The 19,396-nt window shown below is 36.5% G+C and carries 18 protein-coding genes; 16 read left to right on the top strand and 2 right to left on the bottom strand.

Going from position 1 to position 19,396, the window contains the following annotated elements; translation table 11 throughout:
- Positions 1 to 253: 253 nt before the first annotated feature.
- Positions 254 to 1,486, bottom strand: a complete 1,233-nt coding sequence (locus EHR_RS00240; protein WP_010738184.1) for an aminopeptidase — start codon at positions 1,484 to 1,486, stop codon at positions 254 to 256.
- Between the two features lie 249 nt (positions 1,487 to 1,735).
- Here EHR_RS00240 and EHR_RS00235 point away from each other — a divergent pair, with 249 nt between their 5' ends.
- Positions 1,736 to 2,305, top strand: coding sequence for a TetR/AcrR family transcriptional regulator (locus EHR_RS00235; RefSeq protein WP_010738183.1), 570 nt, complete (start codon positions 1,736 to 1,738; stop codon positions 2,303 to 2,305).
- A gap of 189 nt (positions 2,306 to 2,494) precedes the next feature.
- Here EHR_RS00235 and EHR_RS00230 read toward each other — a convergent pair whose 3' ends face one another.
- Positions 2,495 to 2,935: a flavodoxin gene (locus tag EHR_RS00230; RefSeq protein ID WP_010719752.1), complete on the bottom strand. Its 441-nt coding sequence runs from the start codon at positions 2,933 to 2,935 to the stop codon at positions 2,495 to 2,497.
- Positions 2,936 to 3,093: 158 nt separating this feature from the next.
- Between EHR_RS00230 and map the strand changes: the two genes are divergently transcribed.
- The 15 genes from map to EHR_RS00150 all read left to right on the top strand — a co-directional run bounded on the left by map (position 3,094) and on the right by EHR_RS00150 (position 19,387).
- On the top strand, positions 3,094 to 3,858 hold the full coding sequence (map, locus tag EHR_RS00225) for a type I methionyl aminopeptidase (protein WP_010719751.1): 765 nt from the start codon (positions 3,094 to 3,096) through the stop codon (positions 3,856 to 3,858).
- 26 nt (positions 3,859 to 3,884) lie between these two features.
- Entirely contained in the window at positions 3,885 to 4,808 is a 924-nt protein-coding gene (locus EHR_RS00220; RefSeq protein WP_010719750.1) for a YihY/virulence factor BrkB family protein, read from the top strand.
- Positions 4,809 to 4,876: 68 nt separating this feature from the next.
- Entirely contained in the window at positions 4,877 to 6,007 is a 1,131-nt protein-coding gene (locus EHR_RS00215) for a glycosyltransferase family 4 protein (protein ID WP_010719749.1), read from the top strand.
- Positions 6,007 to 6,807: a glycosyltransferase gene (locus tag EHR_RS00210; protein WP_010719748.1), complete on the top strand. Its 801-nt coding sequence runs from the start codon at positions 6,007 to 6,009 to the stop codon at positions 6,805 to 6,807. Before EHR_RS00215 ends, EHR_RS00210 begins: the two co-directional genes overlap by 1 nt.
- Complete coding sequence (locus tag EHR_RS00205) at positions 6,804 to 7,628, top strand: glycosyltransferase (RefSeq protein ID WP_010738182.1); 825 nt, start codon at positions 6,804 to 6,806, stop codon at positions 7,626 to 7,628. The genes EHR_RS00210 and EHR_RS00205 overlap by 4 nt, the downstream gene beginning before the upstream one ends.
- A 13-nt stretch (positions 7,629 to 7,641) precedes the next feature.
- Positions 7,642 to 8,358, top strand: a complete 717-nt coding sequence (locus EHR_RS00200; RefSeq protein WP_010738181.1) for a glycosyltransferase family 2 protein — start codon at positions 7,642 to 7,644, stop codon at positions 8,356 to 8,358.
- 88 nt (positions 8,359 to 8,446) lie between these two features.
- The gene (gene rfbA, locus EHR_RS00195) at positions 8,447 to 9,313 is read left to right on the top strand and encodes a glucose-1-phosphate thymidylyltransferase RfbA (RefSeq protein WP_010738180.1); all 867 of its coding nucleotides are present in this window, start codon (positions 8,447 to 8,449) and stop codon (positions 9,311 to 9,313) included.
- 14 nt (positions 9,314 to 9,327) lie between these two features.
- Positions 9,328 to 9,900, top strand: coding sequence for a dTDP-4-dehydrorhamnose 3,5-epimerase (rfbC, locus tag EHR_RS00190; protein ID WP_010719744.1), 573 nt, complete (start codon positions 9,328 to 9,330; stop codon positions 9,898 to 9,900).
- Between the two features lie 21 nt (positions 9,901 to 9,921).
- Positions 9,922 to 10,950 carry a dTDP-glucose 4,6-dehydratase gene (rfbB, locus tag EHR_RS00185; protein WP_010719743.1) on the top strand — a complete coding sequence of 343 codons (1,029 nt, stop codon included), beginning with the start codon at positions 9,922 to 9,924 and terminating at the stop codon, positions 10,948 to 10,950.
- 181 nt (positions 10,951 to 11,131) lie between these two features.
- Positions 11,132 to 11,980, top strand: coding sequence for a dTDP-4-dehydrorhamnose reductase (rfbD, locus tag EHR_RS00180; RefSeq protein WP_014834184.1), 849 nt, complete (start codon positions 11,132 to 11,134; stop codon positions 11,978 to 11,980).
- Between the two features lie 51 nt (positions 11,981 to 12,031).
- Entirely contained in the window at positions 12,032 to 14,083 is a 2,052-nt protein-coding gene (locus EHR_RS00175) for a DUF7657 domain-containing protein (RefSeq protein WP_010738178.1), read from the top strand.
- Between the two features lie 222 nt (positions 14,084 to 14,305).
- Positions 14,306 to 15,559 (top strand): EpaQ family protein, encoded by a 1,254-nt coding sequence (locus tag EHR_RS00165; RefSeq protein ID WP_010738177.1) that lies wholly within the window; start codon positions 14,306 to 14,308, stop codon positions 15,557 to 15,559.
- Positions 15,560 to 15,772: 213 nt separating this feature from the next.
- On the top strand, positions 15,773 to 16,579 hold the full coding sequence (locus tag EHR_RS00160; protein ID WP_010719739.1) for an ABC transporter permease: 807 nt from the start codon (positions 15,773 to 15,775) through the stop codon (positions 16,577 to 16,579).
- 11 nt (positions 16,580 to 16,590) lie between these two features.
- Positions 16,591 to 17,811, top strand: coding sequence for an ABC transporter ATP-binding protein (locus tag EHR_RS00155; protein WP_010719738.1), 1,221 nt, complete (start codon positions 16,591 to 16,593; stop codon positions 17,809 to 17,811).
- Complete coding sequence (locus EHR_RS00150; RefSeq protein ID WP_010738176.1) at positions 17,801 to 19,387, top strand: class I SAM-dependent methyltransferase; 1,587 nt, start codon at positions 17,801 to 17,803, stop codon at positions 19,385 to 19,387. The genes EHR_RS00155 and EHR_RS00150 overlap by 11 nt, the downstream gene beginning before the upstream one ends.
- The last annotated feature ends 9 nt before the right edge of the window (positions 19,388 to 19,396 follow it).

Below are 19,396 nucleotides of genomic sequence, written 5' to 3'. Positions count from 1 at the left end.
AAACAGAAAATGTATTAATAGAATTTCGTGATAAATAGTATAAATAATTTTTATAAAAAACTTGAACAACAGGATCAAAAAATCGCTTATTCGACCATCTTTCAGTGAGTAGCAGGGAAAAGTGTTGTCTGTAATAGAAATAATCATCACAAAAAAGAGAAGAAGTCTGTAGTACCCCAAAAAGTTAGACCAAAAATCTAACTTTTGGAGGTCGTTTAAGATTTCTCCTCTTTTTTTGTATCGTTTTATCAGATTAAGCCCAGTCACCATTTCTAAATACTGGAACAGTAGAACCGTCTTCACGGATACCGTCAATATTCATTTGGTCAGAACCAACCATAAAATCAACATGGGTTTGACTGCGGTTAAGACCAGCTTGCACAAGTTCTTCATCGGTCATTTCAGTACCACCTTCGACACTAAAGGCATACGCAGATCCTAGAGCTAAGTGATTCGACGCGTTTTCGTCAAATAACGTATTGTAAAAGATAATACCCGATTGAGAAATTGGCGAAGGATCGGGAACGAGTGCTACTTCTCCTAATGAGCGTGCGCCTTCATCAGTATTGAGCAAGGTTTCCAATACTTCTTGACCTTGTTCAGCAGAAAAATCAATGACTTTTCCAGCTTCAAAAGTAAACTTCATCCCTGAGATGATCGTACCTGCATAGCTCAATGGTTTTGTACTAGAGATATAACCATCGATCCGTCGGTAATCAGGTGCAGTAAACACTTCTTCAGTAGGCATATTTGCCATGAATTTTTCTCCACGGGAGTTGTAACTTCCTGCGCCTTCCCAAAGATGATTTTTTGGTAGGCCAATGACGATATCTGTGCCAGGGGCAGTATAGTGCAGGGCAGTAAACTGTTCTTGATTTAATTCAGCAGCTTTTTTCGCTAATTTTTCATCATGTTCTTTCCAAGCCTGTACAGGATCTTCCTCGTAAATACGAGTTGTTTTAAAAATTTGATCCCATAATGCATCCAGTTGTTCTTCTTCTGGTAAATCTGAGAAAACTTTAGCTGCCCATTGTTTACCAGCCGCAGCGACTACAGTCCAGCTTACTTTATTTGCTTGGGTCGCTTTTCTTAGATTCATCATTGCTTTGCCAGCGGCAGTTTGATACGTAGCGATTCGTTTTCCATCTACGCCACCAAAAGCATCTGGATCGGCAGATACAACACTGATTCGGCTAGCACCTTTAGCGATCCAATCATCAGTCTGATCAATTTTATATTGTGGAACAGTTTCAAGACGGTCTTGTGCAGCGTAAGAAAGAAATTCTTTTTGGATCACGTCGTCCGTCCATTGTACGATCACTTCAGCTGCACCTAAACGATAGGCTTCTTTGGTGATCATGCGAGCTAATGGGGCTTGATCGACGTTGATTTGTAAAACAACTGTATGGTCTTTTTCGACGTTTACGCCGGTTTCAACAATTAATCGTGCATATTTTTCGAGGTTCTCATTAAAATTTTCTAACATAATCCATTTCCTCCTAATGTTTCATCCAATAGCTATTTGTATGATAACATTTAATTCTTTTAGAGACAATCTGCCAGAATCGTAAAATAAAAAAATGGGTGTTCTTCTAAATGATGTCTAAAATTGATTGTTTTTAAAGTAATTTTTTAAAAATAAAAAAACAAGTTGTGCATAACAAAATAATCATGTTACAATTAAATTAATCAATGGTGGAAGCGTTATAAATAATTTCGAGGAGATTAAAAAATTATGGCAAGAAAAAAGACGATCACAAAAGATCAGATTTTAGCAGCCGCTTTTGAAGTGGCTACCACAGAAGGATTTTCAAAATTTACGGCAAGGAATATTGCAAATAAAATGAATTGTTCGACTCAACCGATTTATCTTGAGTTCAAAAACATGGATGATCTGAAGCAAGCCTTATTTGCTCAGATTTACGAGTACTTGAAGCATGAAGTGTTCCCAGTTGTACATACAGGAAATACCATTATCGATTTAGCTGTAAACTATATTGATTTTGCCAATCGAGAGAAAAAATTATACAGTTCTCTGTACTTAGAAGAATATGGTGGGGGAAGGGAGATGCAAAACTTCTCTTATAATTATTTTGTCGAGACGGTCAAGAAAGATCCAGAGTATGCTGATCTATCTGCGGAACAAATTGAGTCTTTGCATAACACAATTTGGATCATCGCTACAGGATTAGCAGCACTGATGTCTTCAAGTATCATTCATCCGACCAAGGAACAAATTGAAAAAATGATCCAAGATAGCATCAATGCGACACTAAATACGAAAGAAACGATCCAAGTGAATTAAACAAACTACTTGAAGTATTTCTCGAAAGTCTTTCTCAAACATACACATTGATTTTTTGAAATTAAAAAAGCTTCTAAAAACATGATAAAAAGAACGTGTGATGCTAACTCTCTCCAGCATCACACGTTCTTTTTATCAAATAATTGAAGTTTTTCCAAAAGTTCTCAGCTGTGAGCTGACTGATTTGGCCTATAATTTTGAAACAAGCGCCTTAGCAAATGCTTCGAGTTTTTCGATGTCTTCTTCTTCAGCGTTTAAATCAACTTTAACATTTTCTGTTCCTTTTACTGCTCCTGTTTTCGCAAAGGCAGCATCGAAGTCATCTACGGACTTACAAAATTCATCATAAAAAGTGTCTCCAGAACCACAAACGCCATAGATTTTTCCAGACAAGTCAAGTTCTTGTAAATCTTCATATAAGTCTACGATCTCATCTGGTAAGTCACCATCATCGTATGTATAAGTTGCGACGACACAAATATCTGCATCCTCAAATTCATCTGCATCCACTTGAGTACACTCATTGATTTCAACATCAATATCTAAATTTTCAAAAGCTTCTGCTACGATATCAGCAATTTCTTCTGTATTGCCAGTCATACTTGCGTAAACGATTTTTGCTAAAGCCATGGGTTGCCTCCTACTTATTGATATATGATCCTCTAACATTTACAGATTATACCAAAACCTTTACTAAAAGAAAACAAGTCATGTGAAGAGAATCTGATTTGGCGAACGACCGGACACTATGGTAAAATGAGGAAGATTTGTAAAAAGGAGACGAAAATATGATTACATTGAAATCAGCACGAGAAATTGAAACAATGGCTGAGTCTGGCGCGTTGTTAGCGGATGTACATAAAAATCTGCGAGATTTTATCAAACCAGGCGTGACGAGTTGGGATATTGAAGTTTTTGTTCGTAACTATATTGAAAGCCATGGTGGGATTGCGGCTCAAATTGGATTTGAAGGCTATGAGTATGCGACTTGTATTAGCATCAATGACGAAATTTGTCATGGATTTCCACGTAAAAAACCGCTGAAAAATGGCGATTTAGTGAAAGTGGATATGTGTATCGATTTAAAAGGCGGCATTTCTGATTCTTGTTGGGCTTATGTAGTGGGAGAGTCAACACCGGAAATTGATCGCTTGATGGAAGTGACAAAAAAAGCTTTGTATCTAGGAATCGAACAAGCGCAAGTTGGGAACCGAATTGGCGACATTGGTCATGCTATCCAAACTTATGTTGAAAGTGAAAACTTAGCGGTTGTCCGTGACTTTATTGGTCATGGTGTGGGTCCAACGATCCATGAAGAACCTGCTGTCCCTCATTATGGTGAAGCAGGAAAAGGTCTACGGTTAAAAGAAGGGATGGTTATTACCATTGAGCCAATGGTTAATACTGGAACTTGGAAAATGAAAATGGATCCAAATGGCTGGACTGCTTATACAAGAGATGGTGGCTTGTCTTGCCAATATGAACATACACTGGCAATTACGAAAGATGGACCAAGAATCTTAACTTCTCAAGGTGAAGAAGGTACGTATTGAGAAGCTAGATCAATAAGGAGAATTTGATGAAATTATTAGGGAAAATAAAGCAAAACGAAAATTTAATGCGTTTTATTGCAACAACAAAAAAACGGATCACTGATTCAGAAATGGGTACCACGTCAGTTGTTGTGGCGTATTATTTATTATTGTCTTTATTTCCCCTAATTATTGCGTTTGGTAATATTTTGCCATTTCTAAAAATCGATCAAGAGACAGTATTGACTTATGTGCGGCAAATCATCCCTGAGACGGTCTATCAGTTTATCGGTCCTGCAATTCGAAATTTGTTAACGCAAAGTTCCGGTGGCTTGTTGTCGTTATCTGCTTTAGCTGCTTTGTGGTCTGCCAGTCAAAGTATCAACGCTTTACAAATTGCCATGAATAAGGCTTATGGTGTAGAAAATAGAAAGAATTTTTTGATCGTCCGTTTCTTTTCATTAGTAGTGATTTTGCTTTTCATGATTGCGATTAGTGGAGTAACGATTTTTTTAGGACTGGGTCAAATGATACTTGAAGCGCTCCAACCGATTTTTAATTTTTCTGGCAATGTGATCATCCAGTTCCAAACTTTGAAATGGCCGATTACCTTAGTTGTCTTATTTATCATTATGTTTTTGATTTATGTGATAGTACCGAATGCGCAATTAAAACTAAAAGCAGTGATTCCGGGAACGATTTTTGCTACTGTCGGCTGGATGTTGCTATCTCAGGTGTTTGGAATCTACGCAAAATACTTTGCAACAAGAGTCAGTGGATACCAAATCATCGGGAGTTTCATCGTCTTGATGCTATGGCTCAATTTTGCTGCTACAATCATTATATTTGGCGGAATCATCAATGCTGTTGTGCAAGAATACATAACAGGTAACGAAATCAAGAAAAGACGAGTTTCTACAAATAAATGGTGGATTCGTTTCAAAAATAAATTTTCTCATAAAAAAAAATAGAACTGCGAGTTTTTATTGCTTGAGTGTTTTATAATAATTCTAGACTCTTAATTAAAGTAGGTGCCAATATGCTTGTTTCATTTAGTATGGTTGTCAAATTTTTTTTAACAATCTTGTTATCTTTAGTACTAACGCCCATATTTAAAATTATTTCTGTCCAAACCGGAATGGTGGATAAACCGAATGCGCGACGTATTAATGAAATACCTATGCCTTCAGCTGGGGGACTACCCATTTTTATTTCATTTGTCGTATCCACCTTATTGTTTTTTCGTGACATCATTCCCAAATTTTATATCATTCCTATTTTACTAGCTTCCTTAGTGATCATTCTAACGGGAGTACTGGATGATAAATACGAGTTGACGCCTAAACAAAAGTCCGTCGGGATCTTATTAGCAGCGTTGATCGTCTATTTTGTGGCAGATATTCACATTGATTCAGTAACATTGCCCTTTTTTGGTTATATCGAATTGGGTTGGCTGAGTTTTCCTGTGACCATTTTTTGGATTTTTGGTATCACTAATGCAATTAATTTGATTGATGGATTAGACGGCTTGGCAACCGGAATCTCGTTGATCGGGTTGATTACAATTGGTATTATCGGATATTTTTTCCTACATGCTTCTACAGTATACATACCAATCGTCATATTCTGTTTAGTGGCAAGCATTATTGGCTTTTTTCCTTATAATTTTTATCCTGCCAAAATTTACTTAGGAGACACTGGGGCATTGTTCTTAGGATTTATGATGGCTGTTCTTTCTCTACAAGGTCTGAAGAATGTAACATTTGTTTCTTCTATCTCATTATTGATTGTGATGGGCGTTCCAGTAACAGATACTTTTTTTGCGATTATTCGCAGAAAAGCGAACCGTGTCTCTTTTTCTACAGCAGATAAAAAACACCTACATCATCGATTATTGAGTCTAGGTTTTACGCATAAAGGAGCAGTTTTGACCATTTATGCTATGGCATTGATGTTTTCATTTACTGCCATGATCATGAACTATACTGGGCGTCTCGGTTCGATTGTTTTGATCGTTTCGATGCTATTTGCGGCTATTTTATTGTTTGAGTTGATTGGATTGATCAACGAGAAGCATCAGTACATTCTTAAAACTTTACGTTTTTTAGGCAATAAAGAATATCGAACACAAGTCATACAGAAATATAAAAGGAAATGGACTAGACACTAATGAAAATAAATCAAAAACAACCGATTTTAATTAGCATCGTAACGGCTAATAGTCAAAAGATTTTTCAAACGTTAGATACGCTTCTAGCCAGCATAAATGACCAAGCCATGGTTGAGATCTTGATTTTCGATAATGCTTCGTCGATTGACTACCAAGAACGATTGAAAGAATATCTAAAGTATCCGTTTGTCAAAATCTATTTTAATCAGGAAAATAAAGGATTTGGTTATGGACATAACCATAATTTATTAACGAGTGACTTTTCTTATGCTGTGATCTTTAACCCAGATATTCTGGTGGATCAGCAGACAGTCGTTGACTTGGTCAAACTTTTGCAGGAACATCCAGAATGTGCCATGTTAGCACCTAAAATATTGAATGAAGATGGTACGACACAACATTTGATTCGCCAAAAATTAGATGTATTCGATTATGTATTGCGGTTTATTCCGGCTCGTTTTGTCAAGCAGTTGTTTGCTCAACGTTTAGCAAAATTCGAATGCCATGATTTGTCAGAAACAACCAATAGCTACGTGCGTATGATCTCTGGTAGTTTTATGGTCGTTGATGTCAATAAATTTAAAAAAGTCAACGGGTTTGACAATCGCTATTTTATGTATTTTGAAGATAATGATCTTTGCTTAACTTTTGAAAAAGCAGGAGAAAAACTCCTTTATACGCCGTTATACACGATTGTTCATTTATATGGAAAAGGTGCTCATCGCAATTTTAAACTTTTTCGTATCTTTTTACAGTCAATGGTGAAATTTTTCAATAAGTGGGGGTGGACTTTCTTTTGACCATACCCAAAATAGTAGTCGTTATCGTATTATACCAGCAGCGTTTTAGTCAATCGCCTTCTTTTGATCTGCTCATGAAAGCTGTCAAAGAGAAGAAGATTCAACTGGTTGTTTATGATAATAGTCCCGTTAAGCAATTGGAGCCATTATTAGAACAAGACAAAGATATAAGCTACTATCATGATCCATCAAATCCTGGTCTGGCTACGGCTTATAATTATGCGTTGAATCATGCGCAGCAGAATATTCGCTATTTCGTTACACTTGATCATGATAGTCAATTGACTGCAACGTATTTTGATACGCTTTTAACGATTGATTGGACAGATGAATTGGTTGCAGCCGTTCCGTTAGTTTATGCTGGAAGCAACCAAATATCGCCTGTTTTTGCGGATCGCTATATCAATCGTCAAGTTGAAAAGGTTGATCGATCACAGCTCAGTCAAAGACGAATCATGGCGATTAATTCGGGCGCTGTTTTTTCTATCAAATTTTTAAAGGAAATTGGCGGTTTTAATTTAGATTTTCCCCTTGATTTCTTGGATCATTGGCTTTTTTGGACGATCTATCAGTTCAAAAAGACGGTTTTTATCTTACCTGAAAAAATGGAACATGATCTTTCAGTTCTTGATTATCAGAAAGTTTCTGTTACAAGGTATCAGTCGATACTGAAAGCTGAAAAAACTTTTTATCAAAATTATGATAAAGAAATGTTACCGCGTCATCGAAAACAATTATTGTTACGTACAGTAAAACAATTTTTAACAGTCAGAAATCGTAAAATATGGCGTTTGACATTACAATCATTTACTGAAAACTGAAGGGTGTGAATTTGTGCAATCAGTTTGTATGGCTACCTTTAATGGTGGCAGATATTTAAGAGAACAATTGGATAGTATTTTAAACCAACTGACACTTGAGGATGAATTGATTATTTCAGATGATGGATCGACAGATGAAACTTGTCAAATTATAAAGGAATACACGCAACTAGACAATCGAATCAAATTTGTTGAAGGACCAAGGAAAGGTGTCATTGCCAACTTCAACCATGCCATTCAACAATCTAAAGGTGACATCATTTTTTTAGCAGACCAAGATGATGTTTGGCTACCTAATAAGGTGGCTAAGATCACCGCATATTTTGAAGAAAATCCGCAACAATTAGTAGTAGTGAGTGATCTAGTGATTGTGGATGGTCAACTCAATGAGATACACGCGTCGTATTTTTCCTATCGGCATTCCCGAACAGGCTGGCTCAATAATTTGATTCGGAGTAATTATATCGGTGCCGGCATGGCTTTTCGATCTTCATTAAAGAAAGAAATAGTACCAATTCCTTCTGAAGTACCAATGCATGATATGTGGATTGGAATGTTAGGTGGAACTCGTGTTGGGTTTATTAGAGAAACATTGACACTTTATCGTAGACATGATTTTAATGTGAGTGAAATCAAAACAAACACTAAACTAACCCAAAAAATTACCTGGCGGTTGAATCTGATTAAGGCGCTTGTGAAGAGAAAATGGTTTGGAATTAATAAAAGATAGTTAAATCGTTAATAATTCCATGACAAATAACAAGTTTGATGAGATAATAACAAGGTGAATTTTAAATTGAAAAGGAGAATTTATACTCATGAAGGGAATCATTCTTGCTGGGGGAAGTGGTACACGCTTATACCCTCTAACTAAGGCAACTTCAAAACAGTTGATGCCAGTCTACGATAAACCAATGATCTACTATCCAATGTCTACACTAATGCTAGCGGGTATCAAAGAAATCCTGATTATCTCTACTCCTCAAGATACACCAAGATTTAAAGAACTGTTTGGTAATGGGGCAGAGTTAGGATTACAAATTGAGTATGCAGTGCAAGAAAGTCCAGATGGGCTAGCACAGGCTTTTATTATTGGTGAAGAATTTATCGGTGATGATAGTGTGTGCTTAGTTTTAGGAGATAACATCTATTACGGTGGTGGCTTATCTAAAATGCTTCAACGCGCTGCTTCTAAAGATACTGGAGCAACAGTGTTTGGTTACCACGTTAATGATCCAGAACGTTTTGGTGTTGTAGAATTTGATGAAAAGATGCAGGCTCTGTCAATCGAAGAAAAACCTGCGCTACCAAAATCAAATTATGCAGTAACAGGGTTATATTTTTATGATAATGATGTTATTTCGATTGCGAAAAACATCAAACCTTCTGAACGTGGTGAATTAGAGATCACTGATGTAAACAAAGTCTATCTAGAAAAAGGAAAACTATCTGTTGAATTGATGGGTAGAGGTTTTGCTTGGTTAGACACTGGCACGCATGAATCTCTTCTAGAGGCATCCACATTTATTGAAACGATTGAAAAACGTCAAAATCTCAAGGTAGCTTGCTTAGAAGAAATCGCCTACCGAATGGGATATATCACTAAAGAGCAATTACTTACATTAGCTCAACCGTTGAAAAAAAATCAATATGGTCAATATCTTTTACAGTTGGCCAACAATTAAGGGAGTCTGAAGTAATGAAAGTAACTGATACTAATTTAACAGATGTGAAGATCATTGAAATGGATGTTTTTGGTGATCATCGTGGCTTTTTTACCGAAAGTTATTCCAAAGCAAAATTTGTTGAACATGGTTTAGATTTTGATTTTGTTCAAGATAATCATTCATTATCGGCAGAAGCTGGTGTTATCCGCGGACTGCATTTCCAAAAAGGAGAAGCAGCACAAACGAAATTGATTCGGGTAACTTCTGGTGCTGTTTTAGATGTGATTGTCGATATTCGTAAAGGAAGTCCAACCTATGGTAAATGGGAAGGCTTTATCTTATCTGAACACAACCATCGACAACTTTTGGTGCCTAAAGGTTATGCTCATGGATTTGTGACATTGACACCAAATGTCAATTTTCTTTACAAATGTGATAATTACTACAATGCACAAGCTGATGGTGGGATTGCCTTTGATGATCCAGATTTAGCGATTGATTGGCCTATCGATCTTTCCAAAGCGATTATGTCTGAAAAGGATCAGCATCATCCAACTTTAAAAGAGTTTGAAGCAGAAAATCCATTTGTTTATGGTGAAATTTAGGATTGCAAGGAGAATTTTTATATGAAAAATATCATTGTTACTGGTGGTGCCGGATTTATCGGCTCAAATTTCGTCCACTATGTGGTCAATCATCATCCAGAGGTTCATGTTACGGTGTTAGATAAATTGACTTATGCTGGGAATAAAGAGAACTTAGCAGGGCTACCTAGTGACCGTGTAGAATTGGTCGTTGGTGATGTTGCGGATGCAGAATTAGTGGATCGTTTAGTCAAAGAAGCAGACGCCGTAGTCCACTATGCAGCAGAATCGCATAACGATAATTCGCTAAAAGATCCATTTCCTTTTGTCCAAACCAATATTATTGGTACGTACACCCTGTTAGAAGCTTGTCGTAAATACAATGTTCGTTACCATCATGTATCCACCGATGAAGTGTATGGGGATTTACCTTTACGTGAAGATTTACCAGGTCATGGAGAAGGCGAAGGGGAAAAATTTACAGCTGAAACACCTTATAATCCATCAAGTCCATATTCTTCAACTAAAGCGGGCTCTGATCTATTAGTGAAAGCTTGGGTTCGTTCATTTGGGTTGCAAGCAACGATCTCAAATTGTTCAAACAACTATGGACCATATCAACATATTGAAAAATTTATTCCTCGTCAAGTTACTAATATCTTAAGTGGTATACGTCCAAAACTATATGGTGAAGGAAAAAACGTTCGCGATTGGATCCATACGAACGATCATTCATCTGCGGTTTGGTTGATTTTGACTAAAGGAAAAATCGGTGAAACTTATTTGATCGGTGCCGATGGGGAAGAAGATAACAAAACAGTCATGGAATTGATTTTGGAACTTATGGGACAACCCAAAGATGCTTACGACCATGTCAACGATCGTGCAGGACATGATTTACGTTATGCAATTGATTCGACAAGGTTACGTGAGGAGCTAGGTTGGCAACCTGAATTTACCAACTTCCGTGATGGTTTAGCTGATACAATCAAATGGTATGAAGAACACCAAGATTGGTGGAAGAAAGAAAAAGAAGCTGTGGAAGCAGCCTATGCCAAAAATGGTCAATAAATGATGATAAGCCGGATTTAAGGAACTCTCAAAAAATTCGGGTAAAAAAGACACGCATGAAGTTGTAAAACGTGCAGAAAAAAATTAGTATAAAAATAGGAATTGTTTATTGGCAATTGTAAGGGGAGCTGTGACAGATGTTGCAGACCCCTTTTTAAAACAAAAAAGAGGAGAGATCAGAATGTTCTTATTAACCGGAGGAAATGGTCAACTTGGAACGGAATTACGCCATTTATTAGATGAAAAAGGAATGGCTTATGTGTCAACTGATGCTGCTGAGCTGGATATTACTGATGCAGAAAAAACAATGGAGTATATTACAAACTTAAAGCCAGAAATTATTTTTCATTGTGCAGCGTATACAGCCGTTGATAAAGCAGAAGAAGAAGGCAAAGAATTAGATGAGAAGATTAACGTTGATGGAACTAAAAATGTGGCATTGGCTGCAAAAGCAGTGAATGCTAAATTAGTATATATCAGTACAGATTATGTCTTTGATGGCAAAAAGAAAGACCAAGAATACCGCGAAGACGATCCAACTAACCCATTGAATGAGTATGGTCGCACAAAATTATTAGGGGAACAAGCGGTTCAAGAAATCTTAGAAGACTATTATATTATCCGTACTTCATGGGTATTTGGTGTTTATGGACATAATTTTGTCTTTACAATGCAACGTTTAGCCGAAACGCATGATCGTTTAACTATTGTCAATGATCAATATGGTCGCCCAACTTGGACTCGAACACTTGCTGAATTTATGGTATATGTGATTGAAAAACAAGCACCTTATGGCGTATATCAGTTATCCAATGAAAATAGCTGTTCATGGTATGAATTTGCCAAAGAAATCTTAAAAGATACGGATGTCGAAGTAGCACCAGTCACTTCAGCAGAGTATCCACAAAAAGCAGTTCGCCCACAATATTCTGTGATGAGTCTAAAGAAAGCAGAAGATCTAGGCTTTGTCATTCCGACATGGCAAGAAGCATTAGCAAAAATGTTGGAAGCAGCTGAAAGTTTGAAATAGCAAACTTGTTTTTCCGTAAAAAAAAGAACAAACTAGAAATTGGAGAATCGCATGGAAAAACAAACAAGACGCGCGCAACGAACAGCCGTGAAGCCTGAGCGCACAGATCATTCTGTTCTTGATGTCTTTCTAAAACTTCGTTACCTCATCGGATTGCTAGTCATTGTAGTTATTGTGACGTTTAATTTGAATGGTAGTTCATTGGGTGTATGGGATAAATATGTATCGCAACGAGATGACGGAAAGAAAACTGATGTCATCTTCGGGCAAAATAGGGAAGTTCGTTCAGATGAATGGCTCGTGCAAACACCTTTTTATCTTTCACAAGCTGAAAATGACTATCCTTTAGTAAATCCCGATTATTCCTTAAATGGACAAAATATGATCATTGCTTATAATTCTCCTGTTAAAGATATCACAGTTATTGGTAAACCATTCAATTGGGGATTCTTTTTCTTGGGAAGAGATCGTGGGCTTTCGTTTTATTGGGCAATGAAATTAGTGGTCATGGTTTTATTGGGGTATGAAGTTTTAATGATTTTGACAAAAAGAAAAAAAGCTTTATCACTCGTAGGCGCCTTTGCCTTAACTTTCTCACCAGCAGTCCAGTGGTGGTTCATGCAACACGTGGGAGATCTGATTTTCTTCACATTAGGACTAATGGTTGCTTTTTATCATTATTTTTACCAACATCAAAAAAAATGGGTACGAGCAATGATGATGAGTTTGATCGTCATATTGGGTCTAGGTTTTATCCTGGTGATTTATCCAGCCCATCAAGTTATGCTTGCTTATTTACTTGTCTTTTATTTTGTTGGGTTATTGCTCTATTATGGGAAGCGAATCACTTGGGATTGGTTTGATGCAGTACTGATCATTGGGGCAATATTATTTATAGGTGGCGTACTGATCCACTTTTGGTTAACCTCTAAAGATGCGTTACTGGCTTCTTTAAATACCTTATATCCAGGAAAACGAGTAAGTACAGGAGGAAAATGGCATTTAGGAGAGTTCTTTTATTTTCTGACAAACTGGAAAATTTCGTTTAAAGATATCAATTTTTCTAATAATTCTGAAGTTGCTCTGTTTTATCATTTCTTCCCGACCGTCTTTTTAGCAAGCCCATTTGTTTTATTTGGTAAAAAAAATAGTGAACAAAAACTGTTTGGACGGATTTTAATGCTCTTTTGTCTGTTTTCAATTTATTGGATTACTTTAGGATTACCAAAATGGCTCGCTGAACTCACTTTATTATCTTACGTGCCACCTTTTAGAGCAATATTAACCTTTAGTTTTGCAGCTTGCCTCTTAACCATATGGTTTATTGCCTATATTTGGCAAGAAGATGTGATCCCAACATGGTATAAATTTTTCCTATTGTTGGCGAATGCGGGAATCTTTACGTATGCTTTGGTCAATTCCAAAATGACAAAATACTTTACCGAATTTGAGATCACTATGATCGTGATTGTTGGTACGTTAATCCTGGCATTTATTCTGTTCCGACGTTGTCGATTGTTCTATCTTTCGTTTATCGCTTTGATTGTAGCTTCAGGTTTCTTTGTGAACCCAGTTGTAGAAGGAACTGGTGCGATCTTTGAAAAGACTCTGGCAAAAGAGATAAAAGCAATTGATCAGGCAGATCCACAACAAGTATGGTTAACAGAAGATGAGCTGTATAACTTTACACCAACATTAGGCGTAAAAGCTTTTAATTCGGTACGCTTTTATCCAGACATGAAGGCATGGGCTAAAATTGATCCAGATAAAAAATATGAAAAATATTATAATCGATATGCCCACACACGTGCCTTTATTGCTAAAGAAAAAACTTCATTTGTTTTAGATCGTCCAGATATGTTTTCTGTGACCCTCAACTTTAAAGATGCTGAAAAGCTTGGAATCAAATACGTGGTCAGCAAACGCCCGTTAACTGATTATAATCAATTGTACCAAGCACAATTCACTCAACTATACGGTCCTGATAAAGATGGTTATATGATTTTTGAAGTAACCTATCCTGAAAACGATCCATCTACAGCCAATAATGCTGTGAATAATACGGATAACCAAGTAGATGAATGGTCGTATACAGGCGGTTGAGAAAGTAATTATTAGGTATTGAGTAATTGATATGGGAGTGTAAGGAAGTAAATTTCTTTACTGCTTCTTCTGAAATTGCTCAGTACCTATTTTTAGGTTCCATGTTTTTTCTTTTAAAAAGACTGGATGAAGCACTAAAAGTGAGTTTTTTATCAATTAATCTAAAAATAGCATTGCCGTTTGTTTTTAAAAAACAGTATAATAAAACAGTATGAAAGGAGGATGGAGATTATTCAGACGGTTATTGGAAAATTAATAAATAAAATGAGTGTTGGATTACTGATTCTATTTCTTTCTGCTATTTATTTTGTATGGACAGCAGGCCTAGGCAATGCTCAAGCGCTTTTTTTATATGACAACAGTGCGCAATTTGTTACGTTTGGCATTGTCATTTTATTTATTTTAAACGTATATAAAGGACGAAGAGCTGACTTTATTTTTTTAGCAGCGGCAATGCTTATTTATTTTCTGTTTGATCATTTCCGTGAAGTAAGAGCAAGTTCTATGAATGTAGATCTTTTGATCCCGCTAATCATAGTCTTTTGTTTGACGGTTAAATGGATTCAGTTTGATAAGTTAGATCGTTCGATTTTTATTTTAGTATGTTATGTCTTTCTTGGCATTACGTTATACCGCATTTTTACTGAAATAAAAATTCCTGATGGTGAAAGTATTTGGTTGCCTGATAATAAAGTTTCCGATATTTGGATCAACACGAATACGATTGGTAGTACTTTAATGACCCTCTCCTTACTGATCAGTGGGTTTGCCAGTTCATTTGAGCGCTGGTATGTTCGGGTATTCGTTGGATTTCCGAGTGTGATTGCTGGGATTATTGGTATCTGGGTCTGTCAATCAAAAGGTGCTTTAGTTGCGATGATCGTATTTGTTTTACTGGATATTTGGCCAAAACAATTGTTCAAAATAATACGAGCGCCATTTTTAGCCTACATGATTGTCACGATTTTTGCGTTGCCAGTTTCTTACTTAGCAGCTCATTCCGAGCATCTAAATCTCTTTACTGGTCGTGAAGAAATTTGGTTGAAATTCTATGAGACTATTTCAGAAAAAAGCGAACAAGTCTGGGTTGGAATGAAACCGTTCATTTTTCAACGTGGAAATCAATTTTTAGGAAATCACAATAGTTATAATTCATTTTTAAATCTATATGGATTGCTGGGTGTCATCATCGCAGGGGTACTAGTCTTAATTTATGTAGGTCGATTGACCTTAAAAGCAGATTTATCGAATGGACAAGTAACCTTTTTATGGGCATTCTTTGCGGTGATGATCCAATCCTTTATGGAAGATACTTTAACTTCTTTTCCGTGGGTACCTATCATCTATCTGTTATTGGGAATGGCAAGTCACCGGTATGATGATTTAAAAAACGTTGCAAGCAAGCGGAAAATAGCGAATCAACAAACGAGGGAAACGACAGACGGCTCTTTATCAAGAGTAGCACGCCGACATTAAATATTTAGATAAGAGCTAGTTGAAACAAGTTATTCTTGGGTCAGCTAGCTTTTTGCTTCATTGCAATTAAATTATTTCTTATGTAAAATAAAAATGTTAGCGTAAAGTTGCTTAATAGAAAATTAAGAAACTAAGAATATCACAGTCCGTGAGTAAAAGTGTGGTAAAATGGCACATGACTGTAATTAACAGAATTTGCTTGGAGGAACACAAATGTTTAAAGATCTGTTTTTATTTATGAAGGATATCTACCAGAATAGAAAGCTCTTGCTTCAGTTTTCAGTGAATGACTTTAAGTCTCGCTATGCGGGCTCTTTTTTGGGAATTTTATGGGCATTCATTAATCCTGTCTTTACCGTATTGATTTATTGGTTGGTCTTTGGTTTTGGATTAAAGGCAGCGATGACAGATGGAAAATATCCTTTTATTGTTTATTTGATTACGGGAATGATCCCATGGTTCTTTTTTTCTGACGCGTTTACATCAACGACGTTAGTTTTCAGAGAATACACTTATTTAGTAAAAAAAGTTGTATTTAATATCCGCATTTTACCAACTACGAAAATTTTATCGAATCTATATGCACATCTTTTCTTTATTTTCGTTGGTTTAGTGGTGGTTATTGGACATGGAATCTATCCAACTTGGATGACGCTCCAACTGATTTATTATTTATTCTGTATGTGTGCTTTTTTAACCGGCTTAACATGGTTGACAGCATCAATTCAACCATTTCTACCAGACATCATGCAATTGATCACGATTGTCCTACAGTTGGTTATGTGGACATTGCCAATCCTTTGGAGTCCAAGTCAGTTCAATCCAGTGATCGTTCAAATCTTAAAACTAAACCCACTTTATTATGTCGTGCAAGGATATCGTGAGTCTTTCTTAGGACAAGCTTGGTTCTGGGAACACGGAATGTATACTCTCTATTTCTGGGTATTTACGCTAGCTATCTTCGTTATTGGATCTGCTGTGTTCCGTAGATTGAAACCACATTTTTCAGATGTGCTGTAAGGAGTATGAATATGACTGAATATGCGATTAAATTAAAAAACATTACAAAATCTTATAATATGTACGCAAAACCATCTGACCGTTTTCGTGAAGCTTTGAATCCCTTCAAAAAATCTTACCATGACGTTTTTTATGCGTTGAAAAATATCAATGTGGAAATTAAAAAAGGGGAAATGATCGGTTTTGTCGGAGAAAATGGTTCAGGAAAATCCACCATGCTCAAAATCATTACTGGCGTTTTGACGCCCACATCTGGAACAATGGAGATTGAAGGGAAAATATCTGCACTATTAGAACTAGGTTCTGGGTTCAACCCCGAATATTCTGGCTATGACAATATTTATTTGAATGGCATGGTGTTAGGTTTTTCTCGTGAAGAAATCGATGGAATGGTCGGAGACATCATTGAATTTGCTGATATCGGCGAACATATTTACCAACCAGTAAAAACATATTCCAGTGGGATGTTTGTTCGTTTAGCCTTTGCGGTAGCTATCAATGTCAATCCAGATATCTTGATTGTCGATGAGGCTTTAGCTGTAGGGGACCTTGAGTTCCAGTTGAAATGTATGGAAAAATTTACTGAAATCAAGAACTCAGGTAAAACGATCTTATTCGTTTCCCATGACATCAGTTCGATCCGCCGTTTTTGTGATCGATCCTATTGGCTAAAAAATGGTGAAGTGGTTGAATATGGGGATACCATGGATGTCACAACGAACTATGAAAACTTTTTAAAGAAAAAATCAGTCAAAACAGTTGATCGAAATAAAAATCAAATGGAACGTTTTGCAGCGCCTGACATCGTTGATGTACTGAGTGCGGAATTATTGGATAAAGAAAAAAATCCTGTTGACGTGCTTGATCAAGGCGAAACACTGTATGTCAAAGTAACCTATGAAGTAAAAGATGATTCGATCAAGAATCCTGTTTTAGGGATTGCCTTACGAACTGTCGATAATTTTTACGTTTGTGGTTTAAATACACTGTTGGACGGCATCAAAATCCCTTGGAAAAAAGGCAAAAATGTTTTCTATTTAGAATATGAAAAACTAGGCCTGCTAGCTGGTGAATATTATTTTGATGTGGCAATTTTTGAAGAAAATGCCACCGTACCTTTAGTTTACAAAACAAAATATATGAACTTATTTGTTAATGGTTCATATATTGGGGAAGGAATCGTGGTCTTAGACCATAAATGGGAAGAAGGTTATCTAGCCGATGAAGTATGATTTTGAAATGGACTTAGATGAACAAAGTAGTGTAGGGAAAATTGCTGCCCAAATTAAACCAGGCAGCAAAGTCTTGGAATTTGGACCGGGAAACGGCCGATTGACCAAACATTTAATCGGAGCCAAAAATTGTCAAGTAAGTATCGTCGAATTAGATAAAGAATTATTCGATTTTGTCAGTGAATTTTCACAAGATGGTTTTTATGGAGATATTGAAAGTTTTGAGTGGGCAAACTATTATGCAGGGCAAACCTTTGATTATATCCTTTTTGCCGATGTTTTAGAACATTTAGTGAACCCAGCTGAAACATTAAAAAAAGTGAGAGAATTTCTCAACGAAGATGGAGAAATTTTAATCACATTTCCGAATTTAGTCCATAATTCTGTGCTGATCCATTTATTCAACAATGAGTTACCATGGGCTTCTTATGGCTTATTAGATGAAACACATAATTCTTTTTACACACACGAAGGTTTTAAAAAAGTGTTTGAAAAAGCTGGTTTATCTATTAATATTGAGGATTACCTTTACTTAGCTGTCGGAGACACAGAATTAAATTCAACTTATGAAGAATTACCCGAAGCAGTTCGCTATGAGTTCAAAATGCGACCTTTCGGAGAAGTTTATCAATACTTCTTTTCTTTGAAAAAACACACTGAGAATAGTCACATCTCACAACCACAAAATTCGAATTATGTTCGAATGGTGGAAGTGATCCAAAAGACTGCAAACAAAGAAGTCTCCCAAAAATATCCTTTCAACAATTATACGGGAGAAAACCAAACATTGACTTTTCCAATTGCCGGGGATGTCGAATCGGTCATTTTTAAATTTGCTGATCAACCAAGTTTTATCGAATTTAGCGGGGAATTGGCGGGGAACAAAATTGATTTCATCCAATCTAATGCAGTAATCAAAACACAAAATGATTGCTATTTATTTGATGGTGAAGTAACGCCACAATTTACTCTATTTGATGTCGCAGGTCAAGAATTGACGATCCATTGTCATTATCGGTTTATCGGGGAATTGACACAAACCATGAAAGAACTACTTGAGGCAGTCAAACCTTTAGCGCAGATAGAGCAACGTCTAATGGCACAAATCACTTCGCTGAAAAAAGAAAATGAACAAGTGCGATTGACAAATGAAAAATTAGCTAACGAATTACAGATGACGACTGACCGTTATTGTAAACTGATAACTGAGGAAGAATTCGCAATTAAACCAAGAAACCGCAAGCTTCGATCGAAAGAAACAGCAAAGAAAATTCAAGCAAAGGCGATTTCTCTATGCGTGGATAGCAAGCATTGGGATCCAGAAACGAAAATTTTGACAATCAATGGTTGGGGAATTTCTAACGCACAACGTCAGCCGTTATCCTATAAGTTATCTGTGAACCAAGCACCATTTTTTCAAGCCTTGCAGTTTGAGCGGCCAGAAGTAAATGAGGCGGAACAATTGCCAGCGGGAACAAAAGCTGGTTTTGAATTGCAAATAAGATGTGAACGAGAAAAATCTTTTTTAATTGAAGCTGTTGCTGAAAATGGCGAATCCTGGTTTATCGAGATATAAGAACGAACT

Origin of the sequence: Enterococcus hirae ATCC 9790, assembly GCF_000271405.2 — a bacterium.
Taxonomy (GTDB): domain Bacteria; phylum Bacillota; class Bacilli; order Lactobacillales; family Enterococcaceae; genus Enterococcus_B; species Enterococcus_B hirae.
Note: the sequence above shows the minus strand (reverse complement) of the source record. Positions and strands in the feature narration are given on the sequence as shown.